General features: G+C 62.9%; 16 protein-coding genes. 6 read left to right on the forward strand and 10 right to left on the reverse strand.

Annotated features, from left to right (window positions below):
• The first annotated feature begins 52 nt into the window (after positions 1–52).
• Positions 53–964: a UDP-3-O-acyl-N-acetylglucosamine deacetylase gene (gene lpxC, locus IB266_RS19905; protein ID WP_003178240.1), complete on the forward strand. Its 912-nt coding sequence runs from the start codon at positions 53–55 to the stop codon at positions 962–964.
• Between the two features lie 253 nt (positions 965–1,217).
• On the opposite strand, the gene IB266_RS19910 is transcribed toward lpxC, so the two are convergent.
• The 5 genes from IB266_RS19910 to IB266_RS19930 form a co-directional block, all read right to left on the reverse strand.
• Positions 1,218–2,711, reverse strand: a complete 1,494-nt coding sequence (locus IB266_RS19910) for a sensor domain-containing diguanylate cyclase (RefSeq protein ID WP_192262176.1) — start codon at positions 2,709–2,711, stop codon at positions 1,218–1,220.
• 263 nt (positions 2,712–2,974) lie between these two features.
• On the reverse strand, positions 2,975–4,342 hold the full coding sequence (locus IB266_RS19915) for a heavy metal sensor histidine kinase (protein ID WP_192262177.1): 1,368 nt from the start codon (positions 4,340–4,342) through the stop codon (positions 2,975–2,977).
• Positions 4,329–5,012: a heavy metal response regulator transcription factor gene (locus tag IB266_RS19920; protein ID WP_060740762.1), complete on the reverse strand. Its 684-nt coding sequence runs from the start codon at positions 5,010–5,012 to the stop codon at positions 4,329–4,331. The genes IB266_RS19915 and IB266_RS19920 overlap by 14 nt, the downstream gene beginning before the upstream one ends.
• 9 nt (positions 5,013–5,021) lie before the next feature.
• Positions 5,022–8,138 carry a multidrug efflux RND transporter permease subunit gene (locus IB266_RS19925; RefSeq protein ID WP_192262178.1) on the reverse strand — a complete coding sequence of 1,039 codons (3,117 nt, stop codon included), beginning with the start codon at positions 8,136–8,138 and terminating at the stop codon, positions 5,022–5,024.
• Complete coding sequence (locus IB266_RS19930) at positions 8,135–9,292, reverse strand: efflux RND transporter periplasmic adaptor subunit (protein WP_192262179.1); 1,158 nt, start codon at positions 9,290–9,292, stop codon at positions 8,135–8,137. Before IB266_RS19930 ends, IB266_RS19925 begins: the two co-directional genes overlap by 4 nt.
• A gap of 235 nt (positions 9,293–9,527) precedes the next feature.
• On the opposite strand from IB266_RS19930, the gene IB266_RS19935 reads away from it, so the two are divergent.
• On the forward strand, positions 9,528–9,785 hold the full coding sequence (locus IB266_RS19935; protein WP_092166214.1) for a hypothetical protein: 258 nt from the start codon (positions 9,528–9,530) through the stop codon (positions 9,783–9,785).
• Positions 9,786–9,812: 27 nt separating this feature from the next.
• On the opposite strand, the gene IB266_RS19940 is transcribed toward IB266_RS19935, so the two are convergent.
• On the reverse strand, positions 9,813–10,781 hold the full coding sequence (locus IB266_RS19940; RefSeq protein ID WP_060740766.1) for a LysR family transcriptional regulator: 969 nt from the start codon (positions 10,779–10,781) through the stop codon (positions 9,813–9,815).
• Between the two features lie 323 nt (positions 10,782–11,104).
• On the opposite strand from IB266_RS19940, the gene IB266_RS19945 reads away from it, so the two are divergent.
• The 4 genes from IB266_RS19945 to IB266_RS19960 are packed head-to-tail and all read left to right on the forward strand — an operon-like array spanning position 11,105 to position 15,856.
• On the forward strand, positions 11,105–12,580 hold the full coding sequence (locus IB266_RS19945; RefSeq protein ID WP_192262180.1) for an efflux transporter outer membrane subunit: 1,476 nt from the start codon (positions 11,105–11,107) through the stop codon (positions 12,578–12,580).
• 7 nt (positions 12,581–12,587) lie between these two features.
• The gene (locus IB266_RS19950) at positions 12,588–14,792 is read left to right on the forward strand and encodes an FUSC family protein (protein WP_192262181.1); all 2,205 of its coding nucleotides are present in this window, start codon (positions 12,588–12,590) and stop codon (positions 14,790–14,792) included.
• Positions 14,782–14,982 (forward strand): DUF1656 domain-containing protein, encoded by a 201-nt coding sequence (locus tag IB266_RS19955; RefSeq protein WP_003205331.1) that lies wholly within the window; start codon positions 14,782–14,784, stop codon positions 14,980–14,982. Before IB266_RS19950 ends, IB266_RS19955 begins: the two co-directional genes overlap by 11 nt.
• A gap of 10 nt (positions 14,983–14,992) precedes the next feature.
• A complete protein-coding gene (locus tag IB266_RS19960; RefSeq protein WP_192262182.1) occupies positions 14,993–15,856 on the forward strand; it encodes an HlyD family secretion protein in 864 nt (287 codons plus the stop codon).
• Positions 15,857–16,081: 225 nt separating this feature from the next.
• Here the strand turns inward: IB266_RS19960 and IB266_RS19965 are convergent, their stop codons facing one another.
• From IB266_RS19965 to IB266_RS19980, 4 genes are all read right to left on the reverse strand, one after another.
• Complete coding sequence (locus tag IB266_RS19965; protein WP_192262183.1) at positions 16,082–16,906, reverse strand: SDR family oxidoreductase; 825 nt, start codon at positions 16,904–16,906, stop codon at positions 16,082–16,084.
• A gap of 36 nt (positions 16,907–16,942) precedes the next feature.
• Positions 16,943–17,407: a multidrug transporter gene (locus tag IB266_RS19970; RefSeq protein ID WP_192262184.1), complete on the reverse strand. Its 465-nt coding sequence runs from the start codon at positions 17,405–17,407 to the stop codon at positions 16,943–16,945.
• Between the two features lie 182 nt (positions 17,408–17,589).
• Complete coding sequence (locus IB266_RS19975; RefSeq protein ID WP_060740771.1) at positions 17,590–19,041, reverse strand: mannose-1-phosphate guanylyltransferase/mannose-6-phosphate isomerase; 1,452 nt, start codon at positions 19,039–19,041, stop codon at positions 17,590–17,592.
• Positions 19,042–19,257: 216 nt separating this feature from the next.
• Entirely contained in the window at positions 19,258–19,923 is a 666-nt protein-coding gene (locus IB266_RS19980) for an alginate O-acetyltransferase AlgF (RefSeq protein ID WP_060740772.1), read from the reverse strand.
• Between the last annotated feature and the right edge of the window lie 6 nt (positions 19,924–19,929).

The raw sequence follows: 19,929 nt of genomic DNA on the forward strand, positions 1-19,929 counted from the left end.
CGCCAGCCTTTGTTGATACCAGTTCGCAATTTGCGCTGAAGCGGCCCATGCCATGATTAAACAACGCACCCTGAAGAATATTATCCGTGCCACAGGTGTCGGCTTGCACTCCGGCGAGAAGGTCTACCTGACCCTCAAGCCCGCGCCTATCGATACCGGCATTGTGTTTTGTCGTGCCGACCTCGACCCTGTGGTGCAGATTCCTGCTCGCGCGGAAAACGTTGGTGAAACCACTATGTCGACCACACTGGTCAACGGTGACACCAAAGTGGATACGGTGGAGCATTTGCTCTCGGCCATGGCTGGCCTGGGCATCGATAACGCCTACGTCGAGCTCTCCGCGTCCGAAGTCCCGATCATGGATGGCAGTGCCGGACCCTTCGTATTCCTGATTCAATCGGCTGGCCTGGAAGAGCAGGACGCAGCCAAGAAGTTCATCCGCATCCTGCGGGAAGTGACAGTGGAAGACGGCGACAAGCGCGCCACTTTCGTCCCTTTCGAAGGTTTCAAGGTGAGCTTCGAGATCGATTTCGATCATCCGGTTTTCCGTGACCGCACCCAAAGTGCAAGCGTGGATTTTTCCAGCACTTCGTTCGTAAAAGAAGTCAGCCGCGCCCGTACCTTTGGTTTCATGAGTGATATCGAGTACCTGCGCAAGCACAATCTCGCACTCGGCGGCAGTGTTGAAAACGCGATCGTGGTCGATTCCGATGGTGTATTGAACGAAGACGGTCTTCGTTATGAAGACGAGTTCGTCAAGCACAAGATCCTCGATGCAATCGGCGACCTCTACCTGCTGGGCAATAGCCTGATTGGTGAGTTCAAGGGCTTCAAGTCCGGCCACGCACTGAACAACCAGCTGCTGCGCAAGTTGATTGAGCAGAAAGATGCTTGGGAAGTCGTGACGTTCGAAGACGCCAGTACCGCACCAATCTCTTACATGCGCCCTGTCGCGGCGGTGTAAGCAAAAAACCTCTCTAGTTTTTTAAGGGCTGCCTTTGGGTGGCCTTTTTTTATGGCCGGGTTTTCGTTGGGAGCGATGGGAGAACCTGTGGCGAGGGAGCTTGCTCCCGCTGGGGCGCGCAGCGGCCCTGAAATCTGGCGCCGCGGTGTATCAAACTCATTAGCCAGGGCCGTTTGGGGCTGCTGCGCAGCCCCGCGGGAGCAAGCTCCCTCGCCACGGAGAGCTGTGTCCATAGCCTTTGGGTGTTGCGGTGTTACATCGCGCAGACCACACGGTTGCGCCCGCTGGCCTTGGCCTGGTACAGCGCCTTGTCCGCGGCGAACAAGAGTTGTGTGAGTTCGTTGTACGGTCCCTGAGTCCAAGTGGCGATGCCGATACTGACCGTCATGGGCGCTTCCCCCTCGGACACCGGTGGCAGTTGTTCGACCGCGTCGCGAATATTCTGGGCCATGGTGAAGGCGCCAGCGGTGGTGGTCTCCGGCAGCACCACCGAGAACTCCTCACCGCCATAGCGCGCCGCCAGGTCGGCGGGGCGTCGGACATGCTGGCCGATCAATTGCGCCAAGGTGCGCAGGGCCTCGTCACCTTGCTGATGACCATGGCGATCGTTGAACGCCTTGAAATGATCGGCATCGATCATCAGCACAGACAACGGTTGGCCCGAACGTTGGGCGCGCAGCCATTCCTGTTGCAACGTCTCGTCCAGTGTTCGTCGGTTGGCCAGGCCCGTGAGGGCGTCGACGGACGCCAGTTGGGCCAACTCCCGTTCAGCTCTGTAACGGCGGCGCAATTCGCGGCGCAGCAGCCAGGTGAGCCAGAGCAAACCGATGCACAGCGCGCCGGTGGCGCCGCTGACCAACAACGCCGTGCGTTGCCATGAGGCGAAGACCTCTTGGTAGGAGAGCGCTACCACGACAATCAATGGCAGGTCGCCCACCTGGGAAAAGGTGTACAGCCGCTGTGTCTGATCAACGCTGGAGATGCTGGTAAAACTGCCGTTACCTTCACGCAGGATGCGTACGAAGTTCGGTCGGTTGCTGAAGTCCTTGCCGATCATGTCGTCGGCCAGGGGCGGTTCCTGGGCCAACAGAATCCCATCGCGGCTGATCAGGTTGACCGTCCCGTGGCCGATGTTCAGGCTTTTGAACAACTGGCTGAAGTAGTTCAGGCGCATTGCGGCCTCGGCCACGCCCATGAATTCACCCCGCTCGTCGCTCAGTCGATAGCTGAAACTGATGCGCCAATCCTGGGCGGCACTCCTGGAACGGAACGGGCGACTGATCATCATGCCCAGGCTCGGGTCCTGGACATGGGACTGGAAATATTCCCGGTCGGCGTAATTGCCTTTGCGCGGTTCGAGCGAGGCGGAGTCGGCGATTACATCGCCACGCTTGTCGAGCAGCAGGATGTCGCCTTTGTAGGGGGCGGCGGTGGCGCGGTCGAACAGCGCCAGATGGCGAATCGCCGGCGAAACGTCTTTCAGGTCGTCGCGTTTGGCGGCGGCGGCCAAACCTTGCAGCGACAGATCGTAGAGCTCCACGTTACGCAGCACATCGGCGTCAATCAGTTGCACGATATTGGTCGCCGCACGTGTCGCAGCCTGTTGTGCGGCGGCATGTTCGCGAATCAACAGAAACGTCACGATGCTCAGGATGGCAATGACAACCAGCGAGCTGGCCAGTACGAATACCCGTTCCGAACGTCTCGAAAGCGGGGTGTTGCCGGGTGTCGCACTGCGCGCGCTCATGGTTCCGATGTCTGCATTGTCATGTGGCTGGGGTCCGTCCCAAAGGATTGCAAACCGGCAATGAACCAGATGCTGGCCTTTTGCTGATTGTGCTTGGATCAATGAGAGCGGGCAATCAGTGTTTGCGCAATTACCCGGTAATTAATGAAAGCTGGGGGGGGCGCGTTCGGACGGTATTCCGATTTTGCTACAGTTGGCTTTCGCCCAGCATTCATTGGTCTGGAAAGACTTGATGACGGATACAAACCTATGGGGGGAGGGGGTCAGGCTGGCAAGCGGATCCCGAACGTGTTGGCACCCTGGTCGCTGTGCACAAACACATCGCCACCATGCATCAGCGCAATGGCCTTGACGATGGCCAGCCCCAGCCCATGGTTGGCGCCACTGTTGCTGCGTGAGGCATCGACGCGATAGAAACGTTCGAACAGGCGTGGCAGATGCTCGCCGGCGATCGGTTCGCCGGGGTTGGTGACGGCGAGGGTGATCTGGTCGCCAAGGGCTTCGATGCGCACGTCGATCACTTGCCCGGGCGCGGTGTGCTGCACGGCATTGCTCAGCAGGTTGATCAGCGCCCGCCGCAGGTGAGCGATCTCGATGTTGGCCTGGGCGTCGCCGCTGACCCGGACCTGGACCTGGGCATCTTCCAGAATGAAGTCCAGGTAATCGAGGGTGGTCGCCACTTCGCCGGCCAGGGAGGCGCTGGTCAACTTGGTGGCCTTGCTGCCCTGGTCGGCGCTGGCCAGGAACAGCATGTCGTTGATGATCGAGCGCAGCCGCTCCAGCTCCTCGAGATTCGATTGCAACACTTCGAAGTAATGTTCAGCCGAGCGGCCACGGGTCAGCGCCACCTGGGTCTGGCCGATCAGGTTGGTCAGGGGCGAGCGTAATTCATGGGCGACGTCGGCATTGAACGACTCCAGCCGCGAGTAAGCCTGTTCGACCCGGTCCAGGGTGGCGTTGAAGGAGCTGACGAACTGGCTCAGCTCCGGCGGCAAGGGCGACAGTTGCAAGCGCCCAGAGAGGCGGGGTGGGGCCAGGCGCCGGGCTTCCTCGGACAGCTTGATCAGCGGTTTGAGACCGATGCGTGCGACCCAGTAGCCCAGCAACGAGGCCAGGACTACGCCGACAATCGCCAGGCTCACCAGCGCCACCAACAGGCGATGCTGGGTCTGGTAGAAGGTCTCGGTGTCGATGCCGATCATGAAGCGCAGCGGCGGGCGTTGGTCCTTGGCCGGGAATTGGCTCACCAGCACTTTCATCGGGTAGTGCCGATGGGGCAACGTCAGGTCGTGTTTACCCAGCGGGCCTTGGGCAAAGGTGCGGATCTGCGCATCGGGATCGCCGTATTCAAAGCGCGGATCGTCGCTGACGATCCAGAAATGGATGCGCTTGTCTTCTTCACCGAGCAATCGCAGCTTGTTGTTGATCTTCACCCAGTGTTCAGGCGTGCCGTAGCGGCCGACGGTGGACTCCAGGACACTGTAGCGGGCATCGAGCTCGGCTTCGGGCAACAGGCCCAGGCCCTTGCCGACCTGTTGGTACAAAGCGCCACCGATCAACAGGAACACCAGCGCCGCCACCAGCGTGAACATGGCGCTCAAGCGCAGGGCGATGCTCTCAGGGACGCTCATCGCTGCGACTCTCCAGCACATAACCCATGCCGCGAATGGTGTGTAGCAACTTCTGTTCGAATGGCCCGTCGAGCTTGGCCCGCAAGCGTTTGATCGCCACTTCCACCACGTTGGCGTCACTGTCGAAGTTGATGTCCCAGACCATTTCGGCAATGGCGGTTTTCGAGAGGATTTCGCCCTGGCGGCGAGCCAGGACGCTGAGCAGGGAGAACTCCTTGGCGGTCAGGTCCAGGCGCTGGCCGGCGCGGGTGGCCTTGCGGCTGATCAGGTCAATCCACAGGTCGGCGATGCTCACCTGCACCGGTTCATGGCCACCGCTGCGGCGGGTAAGGGCTTGCAGGCGGGCCACCAGTTCGAGGAAGGAGAAGGGCTTGCCCAGGTAGTCGTCGGCCCCGTCGCGCAAGCCCTTGATGCGGTCCTCGACCCGTTCCCGGGCGGTGAGCATGATCACCGGTGTCTGCTTGCGGGCGCGCAGGGCCCGCAGTACGCCGAAGCCGTCCAGGCCCGGCAGCATCACGTCGAGCACGATCACCGCATAGTCGGTTTCCAGGGCCAGGTGCAGCCCTTCGATGCCGTCCGGCGCCACGTCAACGGTGTAACCCTGTTCGGTCAGGCCGCGGTGCAGGTAGTCCGCGGTTTTTTCTTCGTCTTCGATGATCAGAACGCGCATGGCCCCGCCTCAGTGGTCTGTGCTCGCCAGCGCCGCCGTCGGCGCCGACCCTGGCTGCTGGGCGGGCCGATGGAACACTCGCTCGAGCCACAAGTATATGACCGGTGTCGTGAACAGCGTCAGCGCCTGGCTCACCAACAGGCCGCCCACCACCGCGATGCCCAGGGGCTGGCGCAGTTCCGCGCCGGGGCCATATCCGAGCATCAGCGGCAGGGCACCGAGCAGGGCCGCCAGGGTGGTCATCATGATCGGGCGGAAGCGTGTCAGGCACGCCTGGAAAATCGCCTCCTGGGGGGCCAACCCTTTGTTGCGCTGGGCGTCGAGGGCGAAGTCGATCATCAGGATGCCGTTCTTCTTGACGATCCCGATCAGCAGCACCAGCCCGATCAGCGCCATGATCGAAAAGTCCCGGCCCAGCAGCCAGAGCATGATCAGCGCGCCGAGGCCGGCCGAGGGCAGGGTGGAGATGATCGTCAGCGGGTGCACGAAGCTCTCGTAGAGCACGCCGAGAATGATGTACACGGCCACCAGCGCGGCGAGGATCAGCCACGGCTGGCTCGCCAGCGAGCTTTGGAAGGCCTGGGCCGCACCCTGGAAATTGCCAGTGATGGCGGCCGGCATGCCGATTTCGTTCTTCGCCTGGTCGAGCAGGCGCACCGCGTCTCCCAGGGCCACGCCGGGCGCCAGGTTGAACGACAGGTTGGCGGCCGGGAACATGCCGTCGTGGGCAATCGACAACGGGCCGTTGCTCGGCGCATCGAAGCGGGCCAGGGCCGAGAGCGGCACCATTTCCCCACTCAGGGGCGAACGCAGGTAGAAATACGCCAGGCTTTCGGCCTTGCCCCGCTGCGCGGTATCGAGCTCCAGGATCACGTTGTACTGGTTGGTCTCGGTCTGGAATTCATTGATCTGCCGCTGGCCGAAGGCGTCGTACAGGGCCTGGTCGACATCGGTGGCGGTGAGGCCGAAGCGGGCCGCCGCGCTGCGGTCGATGTTGATGTGGGTGATGCTGCCGCCCAGTTGCAGGTCGTTGGAGATGTCACGGAACGCCGGGTTGCCGCGCAGCTTGTCGGTGAGTTTTTGCGTCCAGGCGTTGAGGCTCGGCCCGTCGTTGCTCTTGAGCACGTATTGATACTGGGCGCGACTGGGACCGGAGCTGAGGTTGATGTCCTGCCCGGCCCTGAGGTACAGCACCACGCCGGGGATTTTCAGCAGTTGCGGGCGGATCCGGTCGATGAAGCCGCTGGCCGACACATCACGCTCGCCCCGGGGCTTGAGGGCGATCCAGAAACGGCCGTTGGCGATGGTCTGGTTGTTGCCCGAGACGCCGACGGAGTGGGAGAAGGTCTGCACCGCGGGGTCGGCGGCGACGATGTCGGCCAGGGCCTTGTGCTTGGCCACCATGTCCGGGAACGACACATCGGCGGCGGCTTCGCTGGTGCCCAGCACCAGGCCGGTGTCCTGTACCGGGAAGAAGCCCTTGGGAATGAACACATAGCCCACCACCGCCAGTGCCAGGGTCAGGCCGAACACGCCGATCATCAGCTTCTGATGGGCCAGGGCCTTGCGCAGGCCCCGCTCATACCCGCCCAGCAGACGTTCGCCGAACCCCGCCTTGCCATGGGCGTGATGTACCGGGGCGCGCATGAACAACGCGGCCAGGGTCGGCGCCAACGTGAGGGACACCACCACCGAGATCAGGATGGTCGAGGTGGCGGTCAGGGCAAACTCCTTGAACAGGCGCCCGACCACGCCGCCCATGAACAGCAGCGGAATGAACGCGGCGATCAGCGAGAAACTGATGGAGACCACGGTAAAGCCAATTTCGCCGGCCCCCTTGATCGCCGCCTCGCGCATGCCGTCGCCGGCCTCCAGGTGCCGGTGGATGTTCTCCACCACCACAATCGCATCGTCCACCACGAACCCTACCGAGATGACGATCGCCACCAGGGTCAGGTTGTTCAGGCTGAAACCCATCACGTACATCAGGGCGAAACTGGCGGTCAGCGACACCCCCAGCACCGCCGAGACGATCAGGGTCGCCGAGAGCTGGCGCAGGAACAACGCCATCACCGCCACCACCAGCAGTACCGCGATCAGCAAGGTGATTTCCACTTCGTGCAGCGAGGCGCGGATGGTCTGGGTGCGGTCGATCAGCACCTTGACCTGCACCGCCGCGGGCAACATGGCTTGCAGGGTGGGCAGGGCCGCCTGGATGCGGTCGACGGTCTCGACGATATTGGCCCCCGGTTGCCGGAAAATCACCAGGTTGACCCCGGGCTCGTTGTCGGCCCAGGCCTGGACGTAGGCGTTTTCCGAGCCGTTGACCACCTTGGCGATGTCCTTGAGGTGAACCGGTGCCCCGTCCCGGTAGGACACGATCAGCTCTCCATACTCCGCAGGCTTGAACAACTGGTCGTTGGTGGACAGGGTGGAAATGCTCGACTCACCGTACAAGGCGCCCTTGGCCAGGTTGAGGCTGGCCTGTTGGAGCGCCAGGCGAATGTCCGCCAGGGTCAGGCCGATGGCGGCGAGCCGGTCGGCCGAGGCCTGGACCCGGATCGCCGGACGCTGCTGGCCAGTGATGTAGATTTGTCCTACGCCATCGATCTGGCTGATCTGACGGGAGAGCAGGGTTTCGACGTAGTCGCTCAGTTCGGTGCCGGGCATCAGCGTGGAACTGATGCTGAGGATCAGCACCGGGCTGTCGGCAGGGTTGACCTTGCGCCAGGTCGGCAGGTTCGGCATGTCGTTGGGCAGTTTGCCGGCGGCGGTGTTGATCGCCGCCTGCACTTCCTGGGCGGCGGTGTCGATGCTTTTATCGAGGCTGAATTGCAGGATCAGGTTGGTCGAGCCCAGGGCGCTGCTGGAGGTCATCTGGGTAATGCCGGGAATGGCACTGAATTGCACTTCCAGCGGCGTCGCCACCGACGACGCCATGGTTTCGGGGCTGGCCCCGGGCAACTGGGCGTTGACCTGGATGGTCGGGAATTCCGCCTCCGGCAACGGCGCGACGGGCAGGCGAGGAAACGCGATCACCCCCAGCAGCACCAGGGCAAAGGTCAGCAGTACCGTGGCGATAGGGTGGTCGATGCACCACGCCGAAACCGAACCGCGTCCCTTCATGGCTGCGGCTCCGCGGTCTTGGCCAGGGCGGGTGGATCGCTGAGCACCTGGATGTGGCTGCCCGGCTTGAGCCGCGACTGGCCGTCGCTCACCAGTTGGTCGCCGGCGTTCACCCCCTTGATGATGTGCAGGTCGCTGTCCTGGTAAACCATCACCACCGGCACGCTCTCGACCTTGTCGCCCTTTATGCGGTACACGAAGTGTTGCTCCAGGCCGCGCTGGACCACGGTAGGCGGTACCACCAGGGCGTCCTTGTCGATGGCGGTCTGGATTTTCAGTGTCACCAGTTGCCCCGGCCACAGCCGTTGCGCGGCGTTGTTGAATTCAGCCTTGGCTCGCAGGGTTCCGGTGTTGGCGTTGATCTGGTTGTCGATGAGGCTCAGGCGCCCCTCGCCGAGCAGCTCCCCGGTGGCGCCATCGGCACCGATATAGGCCTTGACCAAGGCTTGCTCGGGGGCGGCGATCAACCGTTGCAAGGTGGGCAGCATTTGCTGGGGCAGGGAGAATTCCACGGCGATCGGGTCGATCTGGGTCACCGTGAACAGGCCTTCGGTGTCGCTGGTGCGCAGGAAGTTGCCTTCGTCCACGTTGCGAATGCCGACGCGACCGCTCACAGGGGAGCGGATCTGGGTATAGGACAGTTGCACCTGTGCCGAGTCAATGGCCGCCTGGTTGCCCTGGGCGGTCGCCTTGAGCTGGTTGACCAGCGCCTGTTGCTGGTCGTAGGTCTGCTTCGAGACGCCGTCATCGACGCTCAGCAATTTGTAGCGCTTGAGATTGACCTGGGCCACCGCCAGTTGTGCCTGGCTTTCGCCGAGCTGGGCCCGGGCCTGGTCGAGGCTGGCGCGGATCGAGCGGTCGTCGATGGTCGCCAGCAGGTCACCCTTCTTGACCAGTTGCCCTTCCTTGACCAGCAGCCGGGTGAGGATGCCGTCGATCTGCGGGCGGATCACCACGCTGTGCAGCGACAGCACCGTGCCGATGCCGCTGGCAAAGCGCGGTACATCCTGTTGAATCACGCTGACGGCCCGTACCGGAACGGCGGCGGGAGCGCCGGGCCTGGCGGTCACGGGCTTGAGCACAAACCAGAGGGCGAGGGCCGCCAGGGCGATCAGCAGCACGACAATCAGGACAGTTTTCTTCTGGATGCGCATGGATATGAAGGGCCGATTCGAGACGCAAGAGTTGGAGCTTTCTTATATAGCGTTGCGAGCCGGTCAGGAAGGTGACGCCTAACTGACAGGCTTGTCAGTTTTGTCCCGGCTTGCTGTCGGATGAATGCATATGCCGGATGAAACTGCCAGCGCGCAGTGATATCGGGCAGGTATACTGCCGCCTTTCGCGGCTCGCCCTTCGGGCCCGACTTGCATGCATGACCCGGAGCCTTACATGACTTCCCCGACACCTTCGCCCGCGGACGATCTCCCCGGCGGCGAACAGGCCGACTTGCCCGACAGCGATGTTTCCAGCAGCGAGGACATCAAAGCGGCGATCCCGGCTTTCAAATTCCCGTTCAAACCCGGTGAACTGGCGGCGGCCAAGGGCGCCGGGCAACAGCCGTGGTACAAGAACGGCGCGAAGAATGGCCATACCAAGACCCCGGGCGCTGCGCCTCCCGGCACGCGACGTTCCATGGGCAAGCGCTGAATTGCTCCTTCGAGCACGGGGACGACTTCAGCTCGTGACCCGTGCGCCTGCCAGGCTGCCACTCAATTCGTAAGCCGTCAGTTCAGCCTGGTGCGCCGCGAGGATTTCCGGCAACGAGCCGCGCAGGTACTCGACCCAGGTCTTGATCTTCGCATCCAGGTATTGGCGCGACGGGTAGATGGCGTAGAGGTTCAGTTCCTGGGAGCGGTAGTTGGGCATGACCCGCACCAGCGTGCCGTTGCGCAAGCCTTCGATGGCCGCGTACACCGGCAATACCCCCACGCCCATGCCGCTGGTGATCGCGGTTTTCATCGCATCGGCGGAGTTCACCAGGAACGGTGAGCTGTTGATGGTGACCATCTCTTGGCCTTCCGGGCCGTCGAACACCCATTTTTCCAGCGGGATGACCGGGCTGACCAGGCGCAGGCAGGCGTGGTTGAGCAGGTCGCTGGGTTTTTGCGGGCAGCCGCTGGCTTTCACGTAGGCGGGGGAGGCGCAAACAATGCTGTAGGTGATCCCCAGGCGCTGGGAGACGAAGCCCGAATCCGGCAGTTCGCTGGCGAGCACGATGGAGACGTCGTAGCCCTCGTCGAGGATGTCCGGCACCCGGTTGGCCAGGGTCAGGTCGAAGGTCACGTCCGGATGCGTCTTGCGGTAGCGGGCGATGGCGTCGATCACGAAATGCTGGCCGATGCCGGTCATGGTGTGGACCTTCAACTGCCCGGCCGGTCGCGCATGGGCGTCGCTGGCCTCGGCTTCCGCTTCTTCGACGTAAGCCAGGATCTGCTCGCAACGCAGCAAGTAGCGTTTACCCGCCTCGGTGAGTGCAATACGCCGCGTGGTGCGGTTGAGCAGGCGGGTTTGCAGATGGGCTTCCAGGTTGGAAACCGCACGCGAGACGTTGGCTGTGGTGGTATCCAGTTGCACGGCGGCGGCGGTGAAACTGCCGGCTTCGGCCACACAGCTGAACGCGCGCATGTTTTGCAAGGTGTCCATGGAGGGCTCTCTTGGGAGGTGGCAAATTGTGACATGAAGTTACAGAGATGCGGGACCCGACTAATGGATTATCGCGTTAACGGTAACAAAGATTCGCAGAAAGGTCGGCTTATCGCCGTCCGGCGGGGTGCCTAGAATTGCCGCCAAAGCAGGAGCGGGCCTTGGTGGGCACCTGTGGGAGCGAGCTTGCTCGCGATGAGGTCATTGCATTCAACATTTGAGGTGAATGTCCGGACGCCATCGCGAGCAAGCTCGCTCCCACAAGTTTGCGTCAACAGGCAGCCATCCTCGTCGTCATGCCCCCCCTCAGGAATTTTGCGCAAGTGCCGCGTTGCATCAGCAGAGAGCTGAAGACTCTCAGTGTTTGGGTTTTGACATTAGCCATCAGCGGTTGCATCGGCACAGGTGGTATTGCGCCGCAAGGCCAGGTGCTGCCGGCCAATCAACTGGCGACCGATGCCGCGATCCGCGAGGCCGCCCGCGACGCCCACTGGCCCACCCGCCAGTGGTGGCAAGCCTATGGCGATCGGCAACTGGATCGCTGGATCGACCTGGCCGTGCAAGGCAGTCCGAGCCTGGCCATGGCCGCGGCACGAGTACGCCAGGCCCAGGCCATGGCCGGTATTGTCGAGGCCGCCGAGTCGTTGCAGATCAATGGCGAGTCGACCCTCAAGCGCCATAACTGGCCCTCCGATCAGTTCTATGGCCCGGGCGAGTTGGCCGACACCACGACCTGGGACAACAGTGCTGCCCTGGGCTTGAGTTATGCCCTGGACCTGTGGGGCCGTGAGCGCAATGCCAGCGAACGGGCGGTTGACCTGGCCCACGTCAGCGTCGCCGAGGCACGGCAGGCGCAACTGGAATTGCAGAACAACATCGTGCGCGCCTACATCCAGTTTTCGTTGCACTACGCCCAGCGCGATATCGTCGCCGCGACCCTGCGCCAACAAGAGCAGATTCTCGACCTGGCGCAGAAGCGTCTGGACGGTGGCATCGGCACCCATTTCGAAGTCAGCCAGGCCCAGGCGCCGCTGCCCGAGACCCATCGCCAACTCGACGCCCTGGACGAGGCCATCGCCTTGAGCCGCAATCAATTGGTGGCCTTGGCGGGCAAGGGGCCGGGAGCGGGTGCGCAGTTGCAACGTCCGACCCTGGTCCTCGGCGCGCCCTTGAAGCTGCCGTCGGCCTTGCCCGCCGAACTGCTTGGCCAGCGTCCGGATGTGGTGGCCAGGCGTTGGCAAGTGGCGGCCCAGGCCCGGGGCATCGATGTGGCCCGGGCCGGTTTTTATCCCAACGTCGACCTGGTGGGGAGCCTCGGCTACATGGCCACCGGTGGCGGGGCGCTGGAGTTTTTGACCGGCAAGAAACTCACCTACAACGTCGGGCCGGCGATCACGTTGCCGATCTTCGACGGCGGGCGCCTGCGTTCGCAGTTGGGCGAAGCGGCCGCCGGGTATGACATCGCCGTGGCGCACTACAACCAGACACTGGTGAACGCGCTCAAGAGCATTTCCGATCAGTTGATCCGTCGCGAATCCATGGACAAGCAACGGGCCTTCGCCGCCGAGTCGGTGGCCGCGGCCCAGCGTACCTACGACATCGCGATGGTAGCGTTCCAGCGTGGCCTGACGGACTACCTCAATGTGCTCAACGCCCAAAGCCTGTTGTTCAAGCAGCAACAGGTGCAACAACAGGTGGAGGCGGCTCGCCTGACGGCCCATGCCGATCTGGTGACGGCGTTGGGCGGTGGGCTGGAGGCCGGCAGCGGCAGCCCCGCCCTGAACCACAATGCTGAGTAGACCTGTCGTGATGTCCTTACTTGCCCCCGCACGCCGGCTGTATCGCCTCGAATGGCGCCGTGGTTTCTTCGACTGGGCCCGCAGCGACGGAGTGACCTGGGTCTATATCTTCAAGGTCCTGTTCGCCGCGTTCCTGACCTTGTGGCTGGCGATGCGCCTGGAATTGCCACAACCGCGCACGGCCATGATCACCGTGTTCATCGTCATGCAGCCCCAGAGCGGGCAGGTGTTCGCCAAGAGCTTCTACCGTTTCCTCGGCACCCTGGCGGGGTCTGCGGTGATGGTGGCGCTGATCGCCCTGTTCGCCCAGAACACCGAGCTGTTCCTTGGCTGCCTGGCGATTTGGGTCGGCATCTGTTCGGCAGGGGCGGCGCGGTATCGTAACTTCCGCGCCTATGGTTTCGTGCTGGCTGGCTACACTGCGGCGATGATCGGCTTGCCAGCGTTGGCCCACCCCGAAGGGGCGTTCATGGCGGCGGTCTGGCGGGTGCTGGAGATTTCCCTGGGAATTCTCTGCTCGACCCTGGTCAGTGCCGCGATCCTGCCGCAAACCGCCAGCGCCGCCATGCGCAACGCCTTGTACCAGCGCTTTGGCGTGTTCGCCCTGTTTGTCACCGACGGCTTGCGCGGACGAAGCAAGCGGGAGGCCTTCGAGGGCGGTAACGTGCGCTTCATCGCCGAAGCCGTCGGCCTGGAGAGCCTGCGCAGCGTGACGGTGTTCGAAGACCCGCACATGCGTCGGCGCAATGGTCGGCTCAGCCGCTTGAACAGCGAATTCATGGGTGTCACCACCCGTTTCAATGCCTTGCACCAATTGCTCGAACGCTTGCGCGGCGGGGCGGCGGATCATGTGGTGAACGCCATCAAGCCTGGTTTGCAAACCCTTGCCGAGCTGCTGGACGGCTTTAGCGCACGGGCCTTGACCGACGCCGACGCAGCGCGGTTGGCGGCGGCGCTGGCGGACTACAAGGCCGACCTGCCGGCCCAGGTACGGCGCTTGCGGGCAGCGTTCCAGGACACCGCGCCAAGCGATGGCGAGCAGTTGGACTTTCATACCGCTTATGAGCTGCTTTATCGCTTTGTCGACGACTTGCACGGCTACGCCCAGACCCATGCCTCCCTGGCCGAGCATCGCCACGAACGCGAGCGCTGGGACGAACCGTTCGTGCCCCAGACCAACTGGCTGGCCGCCACGGCATCGGGGGTTCGCGCCGCCTTCATTCTGTTGGAGCTGGGCAGCTATTGGGTCGCCACGGCCTGGCCGAGCGGCGCGACCATGACCATGATCGCCGCGGCCACCGTGGGTCTCTCGGCCGCCACCCCGAACCCCAAGCGCATGGCTTTCCAGATGGCCTGCGGTACGTTGTTCGGGGCGCTGGTCGGCTTCGTCGAGATGTTTTTCATTTTCCCGCTGATCGATGGTTTTCCGTTGCTCTGCGTGATGCTCGCCCCCGTCATCATGTTCGGTTCGTTCCTCAGTTCCAGGCCGCAATACGCCGGGGTCGGACTGGGGCTGCTGATTTTCTTCTGCACCGGCTCAGTGCCGGACAACCTGACGGTCTACAACCCCTACGCCTTCATCAACGACTACATTGCGATGATCCTTGGCATGTTGGTGTGCGCCGCTGCCGGGGCGATCATCCTGCCGCCCAACAGCCGCTGGTTGTGGCGTCGCTTGGAGCAGGACCTGCGTGAGCAAGTGGTGTTCGCCATTAGCGGTCGTCTGAAGGGGCTGGCCTCGAGTTTTGAAAGCCGCACCCGCGACCTGCTGCACCAGGCCTACGGTCTGGCGGCGGGGCAACCCCAAGTGCAACGGGACTTGCTGCGCTGGATGTTCGTGGTGCTGGAAGTCGGTCACGCGATCATTGAGTTGCGCAAGGAGCAGGCGATCTTGCCGGTGCACCCGGCGTATGCCGAAAGCCAGCCATGGCGCCAGGCGATACGGGTGATGGGGCGGGCGCTGGTGCGACTGTTCCGCCAGCCGGGCCAGAGCAATCTGGAGCGTGCGTTGGTGGCGGTGGATCATGCCATCGGCCGCGTACAGGCCACCGACGAACCCTTCGCCCCGCATTTCGACACCTCGGCCCTGCGCCGGGTGAAGAGCTACCTGCATTTCATCCGTACTTCGCTGCTGGACCCGCAATCGCCATTGGCCGGCTATGCCATGGCGCATGCCACATCGCTTCCCCAGGAACCTGAACATGCCCCGTGAGATCGCCTTCCATGGCGTGTACATGCCCACCATGACCCTGATGTTCTTCATCGCCGCCGGCCTGGCCTGGGCCTTGGACCGCTTCCTGTCGGGGTTGGACCTGTACCGTTTCTTCTGGCACCCGGCGTTGTTGCGCCTGAGTCTGTTTACCTGTCTGTTCGGCGCGCTGGCGCTGACGGTCTACCGTTGAGAGCGATGCGATGAAAAAGTTTTTCAGCCTGCTGGCGACGCTGTTGGTACTGGCCCTGGCGTTGTGGATCGGCCGTACGCTGTGGGTCCATTACATGAACACGCCCTGGACCCGCGATGGCCGGGTGCGGGCCGACATCATCAATGTGGCCGCCGATGTCAGTGGCGAGGTGGTCGAGGTGCCGGTGCGCGACAACCAGTCGGTGAAAAAGGGCGACTTGTTGATGCGCATCGACCCCGAGCATTACCGCATCGCCGTGAAGCAGGCGCGCTCCCTGGTGGCATCGCGCAAGGCCACCTGGGAGATGCGCAAGGTCAACGCCCATCGACGTGCCGACTTGGACAGCCTGGTGATCTCCCGGGAAAACCGCGACGACGCCAGCAATATCGCCGACTCGGCCCTGGCCGACTATCAGCAGGCCCAGGCCCAGTTGGAAGCCGCGGAGCTGAACCTGTCGCGCACCGACGTTCGCGCGGCGGTGGATGGCTACGTCACCAACCTCAACGTGCACCGCGGCGACTATGCGCGCATCGGCGAGGCGAAAATGGCCGTGGTGGACATGCATTCGTTCTGGGTCTACGGCTTCTTCGAAGAGACCAAGTTGCCCAAGGTGCGGGTCGGTGATCCGGCGCAGTTGCAGTTGATGAGCGGTGAGACGCTCAAGGGCCATGTGGAAAGTATTTCCCGAGGCATCTACGACCGCGACAACCCCGAAAGCCGCGAACTGATCGCCGATGTGAACCCCACGTTCAACTGGGTTCGCCTGGCCCAGCGAGTGCCGGTGCGCATTCATCTGGATGAAGTGCCGGACGGCGTGCTGCTGGCGGCGGGGATGACCTGCACGGTGGTGGTCGAGCCTAACGACAAACGCTGAGATCACTGGCTACTTGTGGTCGAGAGTAAAATTTTTCGCACACCATAAATCCTCTGTGGGAGCGGGCTTGCTCGCGAAAGCGGCGGTTCAGCTTGCACTGATATCGACTGTGCCGGCGTCTTCGCGAGCAAGCCCGCTCCCACATTGGATCTTCGCTAAAGATGCGTTTTGTATTCGCCTCCGACTCCCTCGCCACAGAAGTAATGCCTGTTACTTCTCCGGTACTTACAGCGATTTTCCCAACCCGAACCGCTTCATCAACCCCTTCTCCAACAACCCTTTGGGCAGCAAACCCGCCATCAACGGCAGCGCCCGGCTGCCGTTGCCCAGACGCAGCAAGCGGGGTGGCTTGGGTTGTTGAACCGCCTTGAGCAGCGCCGCGGCGAATTCGTGGGTGGGGGTCGGGTTGTCCTGGGAAGCCTTGGCCCGGGCGCGGATGCCATCGCGCAGGGGCCACCAGGGCGATTGTTCGCTGATCAGTTGTTCGGCCTCATGGCCGGCATTCTTGGCGAAGCTGGAGGCAATCGCGCCGGGCTGGACCTCCATCACGCGGATGTCGAACGGTGCCAGTTCCATGCGCAAGGCATCGCTCAAGGCATGCACCGCCGCCTTCGAAGCGCAATAGGCGCCAGCGAACGGCGTGACCAGCACCCCGGACACACTGCCGATGTTCACCACCAGCCCCCTGGCCCGACGCAGCACCGGGAACAACGCCCGGGTGACCCCGACGATGGCGAACACGTTGGTTTCGAACTGACGCTGCATGGCCGGCACGCCGCCGTCCAGCAGCGGACCCATGGCGCCGTAGCCGGCATTGTTGACCAGCACATCCAGGCCGCCACATTGCTGGTTGATCCGCTCACCCAGTTGTTCCAGGGCCTGGCCATCGTTGACGTCCAGTTGCACGGCGGTGAACCCGGCGCTGGCGAGTGTCGCCACGTCTTCAGCCTTGCGCGCCGTGGCCCAGACCTGATAACCCGCGGCCTTGAAGGCATCGGCGAGGGCGCGACCAATGCCGCTGGAACATCCGGTAATCAACGCAACAGGCATGGCGCGTTCCTTGTGCAAAAAGTTGGGGGAGGGCAATCAGTTGGAAAAGCTACCGTGCAATCGCTCGGCGCGAAACTCCAGGGTCTGCGGGCGATAACCCGGGCGCAGGGGCGGCAGCGGCAGGCAGTCTTGCCAGTCGGCGCCGGCTTGCAGTTCGCCGGGGCCACGGTAGCGCGGAGCGTTGTAGGGGCTGTCGGCCAGGTTGATGGTATCCCCGGGCGCATAGGCCGCGACCCGCCAGCGCAGCTCGATCAGCGGCACGTCGTTGTTGTTTTTCAGGGTCAGCGACAGCGGCCGGTCGACAGGGCATTGTTCGGGGGCATAGCGGATGCGCAGTTCCAGGCGCTCCAGTTGCCGGGTCTCGCGGTTTTCCTGCCAGAGCACCCACGCGGCGACCAGTCCCAGCCCGATGAAGGCCGCCAGGGAGACCGGCAAGGCCTTGGCCGGGTAGCGCAACAGCAGGATGAGCCAGGTGATGACCAGCAAGACGCCGATAAGCATGGTGGAAGCCTCCGTTACCGTAGGCACATCCTACCGAAGGGCGCGGGTAATGTTGAAGCAATGATGCCAGGCGATCACCCGACTCAAAAAAAAGCCCCCACCCAACCCACTGCGGATAGGGGACGCAGTGGGCTGGACGGGGGCTTCTCGTAACGCTGATCTTTACTGATCGTTGTCGATCATTACTGGGCGATGGTTTTCACCGAGACGCCGCGTTCGATCGGGGTGGAGCGACCGTAGATGTCTTCGAAACGCTCGATGTCATCTTCGCCCAGGTAGCTGCCGGATTGCACTTCGATGATTTCCAGCGGGATCTTGCCCGGGTTGCGCAGACGGTGGACCGATGCGATCGGGATGTAGGTCGACTGGTTTTCGCAGAGCAGGAACACGTTCTCGTCGCAGGTCACTTCGGCGGTGCCGCTGACCACGATCCAGTGTTCGGCGCGGTGGTGGTGCATCTGCAGCGACAGGCACGCGCCCGGCTTGACCGAGATGTGCTTGACCTGGAAACGACCGCCCATGTCCACCGAGTCATAGGAACCCCACGGACGATAGACCTCGCAGTGGTTCTGGGTCTCGGTGCGGCCCTGTGCGTTGAGGGTGTTGACCATCTGCTTGACGCCTTGGACCTTATCCTTGTGGGCGATCATCATGGCGTCCTTGGTTTCGACCACCACGATGTTGTCCAGGCCGATCACCGACACCAGCTTGCCGTTGCCGTGGATCATGCAGTTGCGGCTGTCCTGGACGACCACGTCGCCCTTGGTGACGTTGCCGTTGGCGTCCTTGGCATTGACTTCCCACAGCGACGACCAGCAGCCGACATCGCTCCAACCGGCCGACAGTGGGACCACACAGGCGCGCTGGGTCTTTTCCATCACCGCGTAGTCGATGGAGTTGTCCGGGCAGCAGGCGAAGGTGGCTTCGTCGAGGGTAATGGTGTCGGCCGTCTGCTCACTGCGCTCCAGGGTCAGCAGGCAGGTGTCGTAGATGTCCGGATCGTGCTTTTTCAGCTCTTCGAGGAAGCGGCTGGCGCGGAACAGGAACATGCCGCTGTTCCAGAAGTAACCGCCGGCCTCGACGAACTCGGTGGCACGCTTGACGTCGGGTTTTTCGACGAAGTGCGAGACGCGGCTCACGCCTTCGGGCAGCAGCGCATCGTTGGTCGACTTGATGTAGCCATAGCCGGTTTCCGGTTTGGTGGCCGGTACGCCGAACAGCACCATCTCGCCACGCTCGGCGGCCACGGTGGCCAGGGCCAGGGCGCGTTGCAGGGCTTTCTGGTCTTCCAGCACGTGGTCAGCCGGCAGCACCAGCATCAACTCGTCGCGGCCTTCGTTGACCAGCATCATCGCCGTCAGCGCCACGGCCGGTGCGGTGTTGCGCCCGAACGGTTCCATCAGGATGCGCTGGGCTTCGAGCTTACGGTTGGCCAACTGTTCGTTGACGATGAAACGGTGGTCTTTGTTGCAGACCACGATCGGCGTGTCCATGCCTTCGAACACCAGGCGCTCGAGGGTCTGCTGGAACAGGGTGTGTTCACCGGTCAGGGCCAGGAACTGTTTAGGGAATTGCTTGCGCGAAAGCGGCCAAAGACGTGAGCCACTACCACCTGACAAGATCACCGGAATCATGTTTGTTACTCCTTGAAGCGAAATGGTTGTTAGAGCTACTGCGTTCTGTCGTTTCACTCTCTTGTTGTTGTTCCGTACCCGAATGACAGCTGTGTCCAGTGTGGGAGCGAGCTTGCTCGCGATGGCGGTGTATCAATCGACATCCATGTTGAATGTCAGATAGCTATCGCGAGCAAGCTCGCTCCCACAGGGCACAGCGTCAGTCAGGAAATCTCATCAGCGGGTCGACACCGGGCGTTTCACCCACACTGGCGACAGGCTGCTGCCCGAACCGGTGACGTACAGCACGGCGGCTTCGCCGCGCTCCAGGGCCACGGGCTTGAGGTCGCCGACTTTCTTGTCGCCTTCGAACAGGGCCAGGGACACTTTCACCGGGTTGATCTCACGTTCGCCACGGCCCTTGGCGGCCACGTTCGGCACCACTTCGGTCTTGCCGTCGGCGGTCTTGAGGGTCAGTGCCTTGTCGCTGAGGTTCTGTACGCGGACCAGGGACTTCTGCTTGTTCTTGAATGGCGGTTCTTCGATCAGTTGCGGCTGGCCAGTGGCGTTGTTGACCAGGGTGTAATAGTGATCGGAGGCCAGTTTCACCGGCACGGTCTGGCTGCCGACCTTGGCGCTGTAGTCGCCACCGGGCATGAAGCTGAAGTCGCTGCTGGCCAGGGGGGCGACGTCGCTGATGTTGGTGCTGCCGACGGTGGCGCTGACTTCGGCGTTGGCGGCGTTATAGACCCGCACGAAGCTCGAGCCTTTTGGCGCGACCGGGCCGTACAGGGCCGAGTCACCGGCAAAGGCGGACAACGAGAGGGCGCTCATGCTGGCGACGAGGGCAACAGCCTTGAAGGAGCGAGCAGCGAGACGGCGAGGAGTAGTGTTGAAAGTCATGGTGGA

Source organism: Pseudomonas sp. Pdm06 (assembly GCF_014851795.1).
In the GTDB taxonomy this organism is placed as follows: domain Bacteria; phylum Pseudomonadota; class Gammaproteobacteria; order Pseudomonadales; family Pseudomonadaceae; genus Aquipseudomonas; species Aquipseudomonas fluorescens_AA.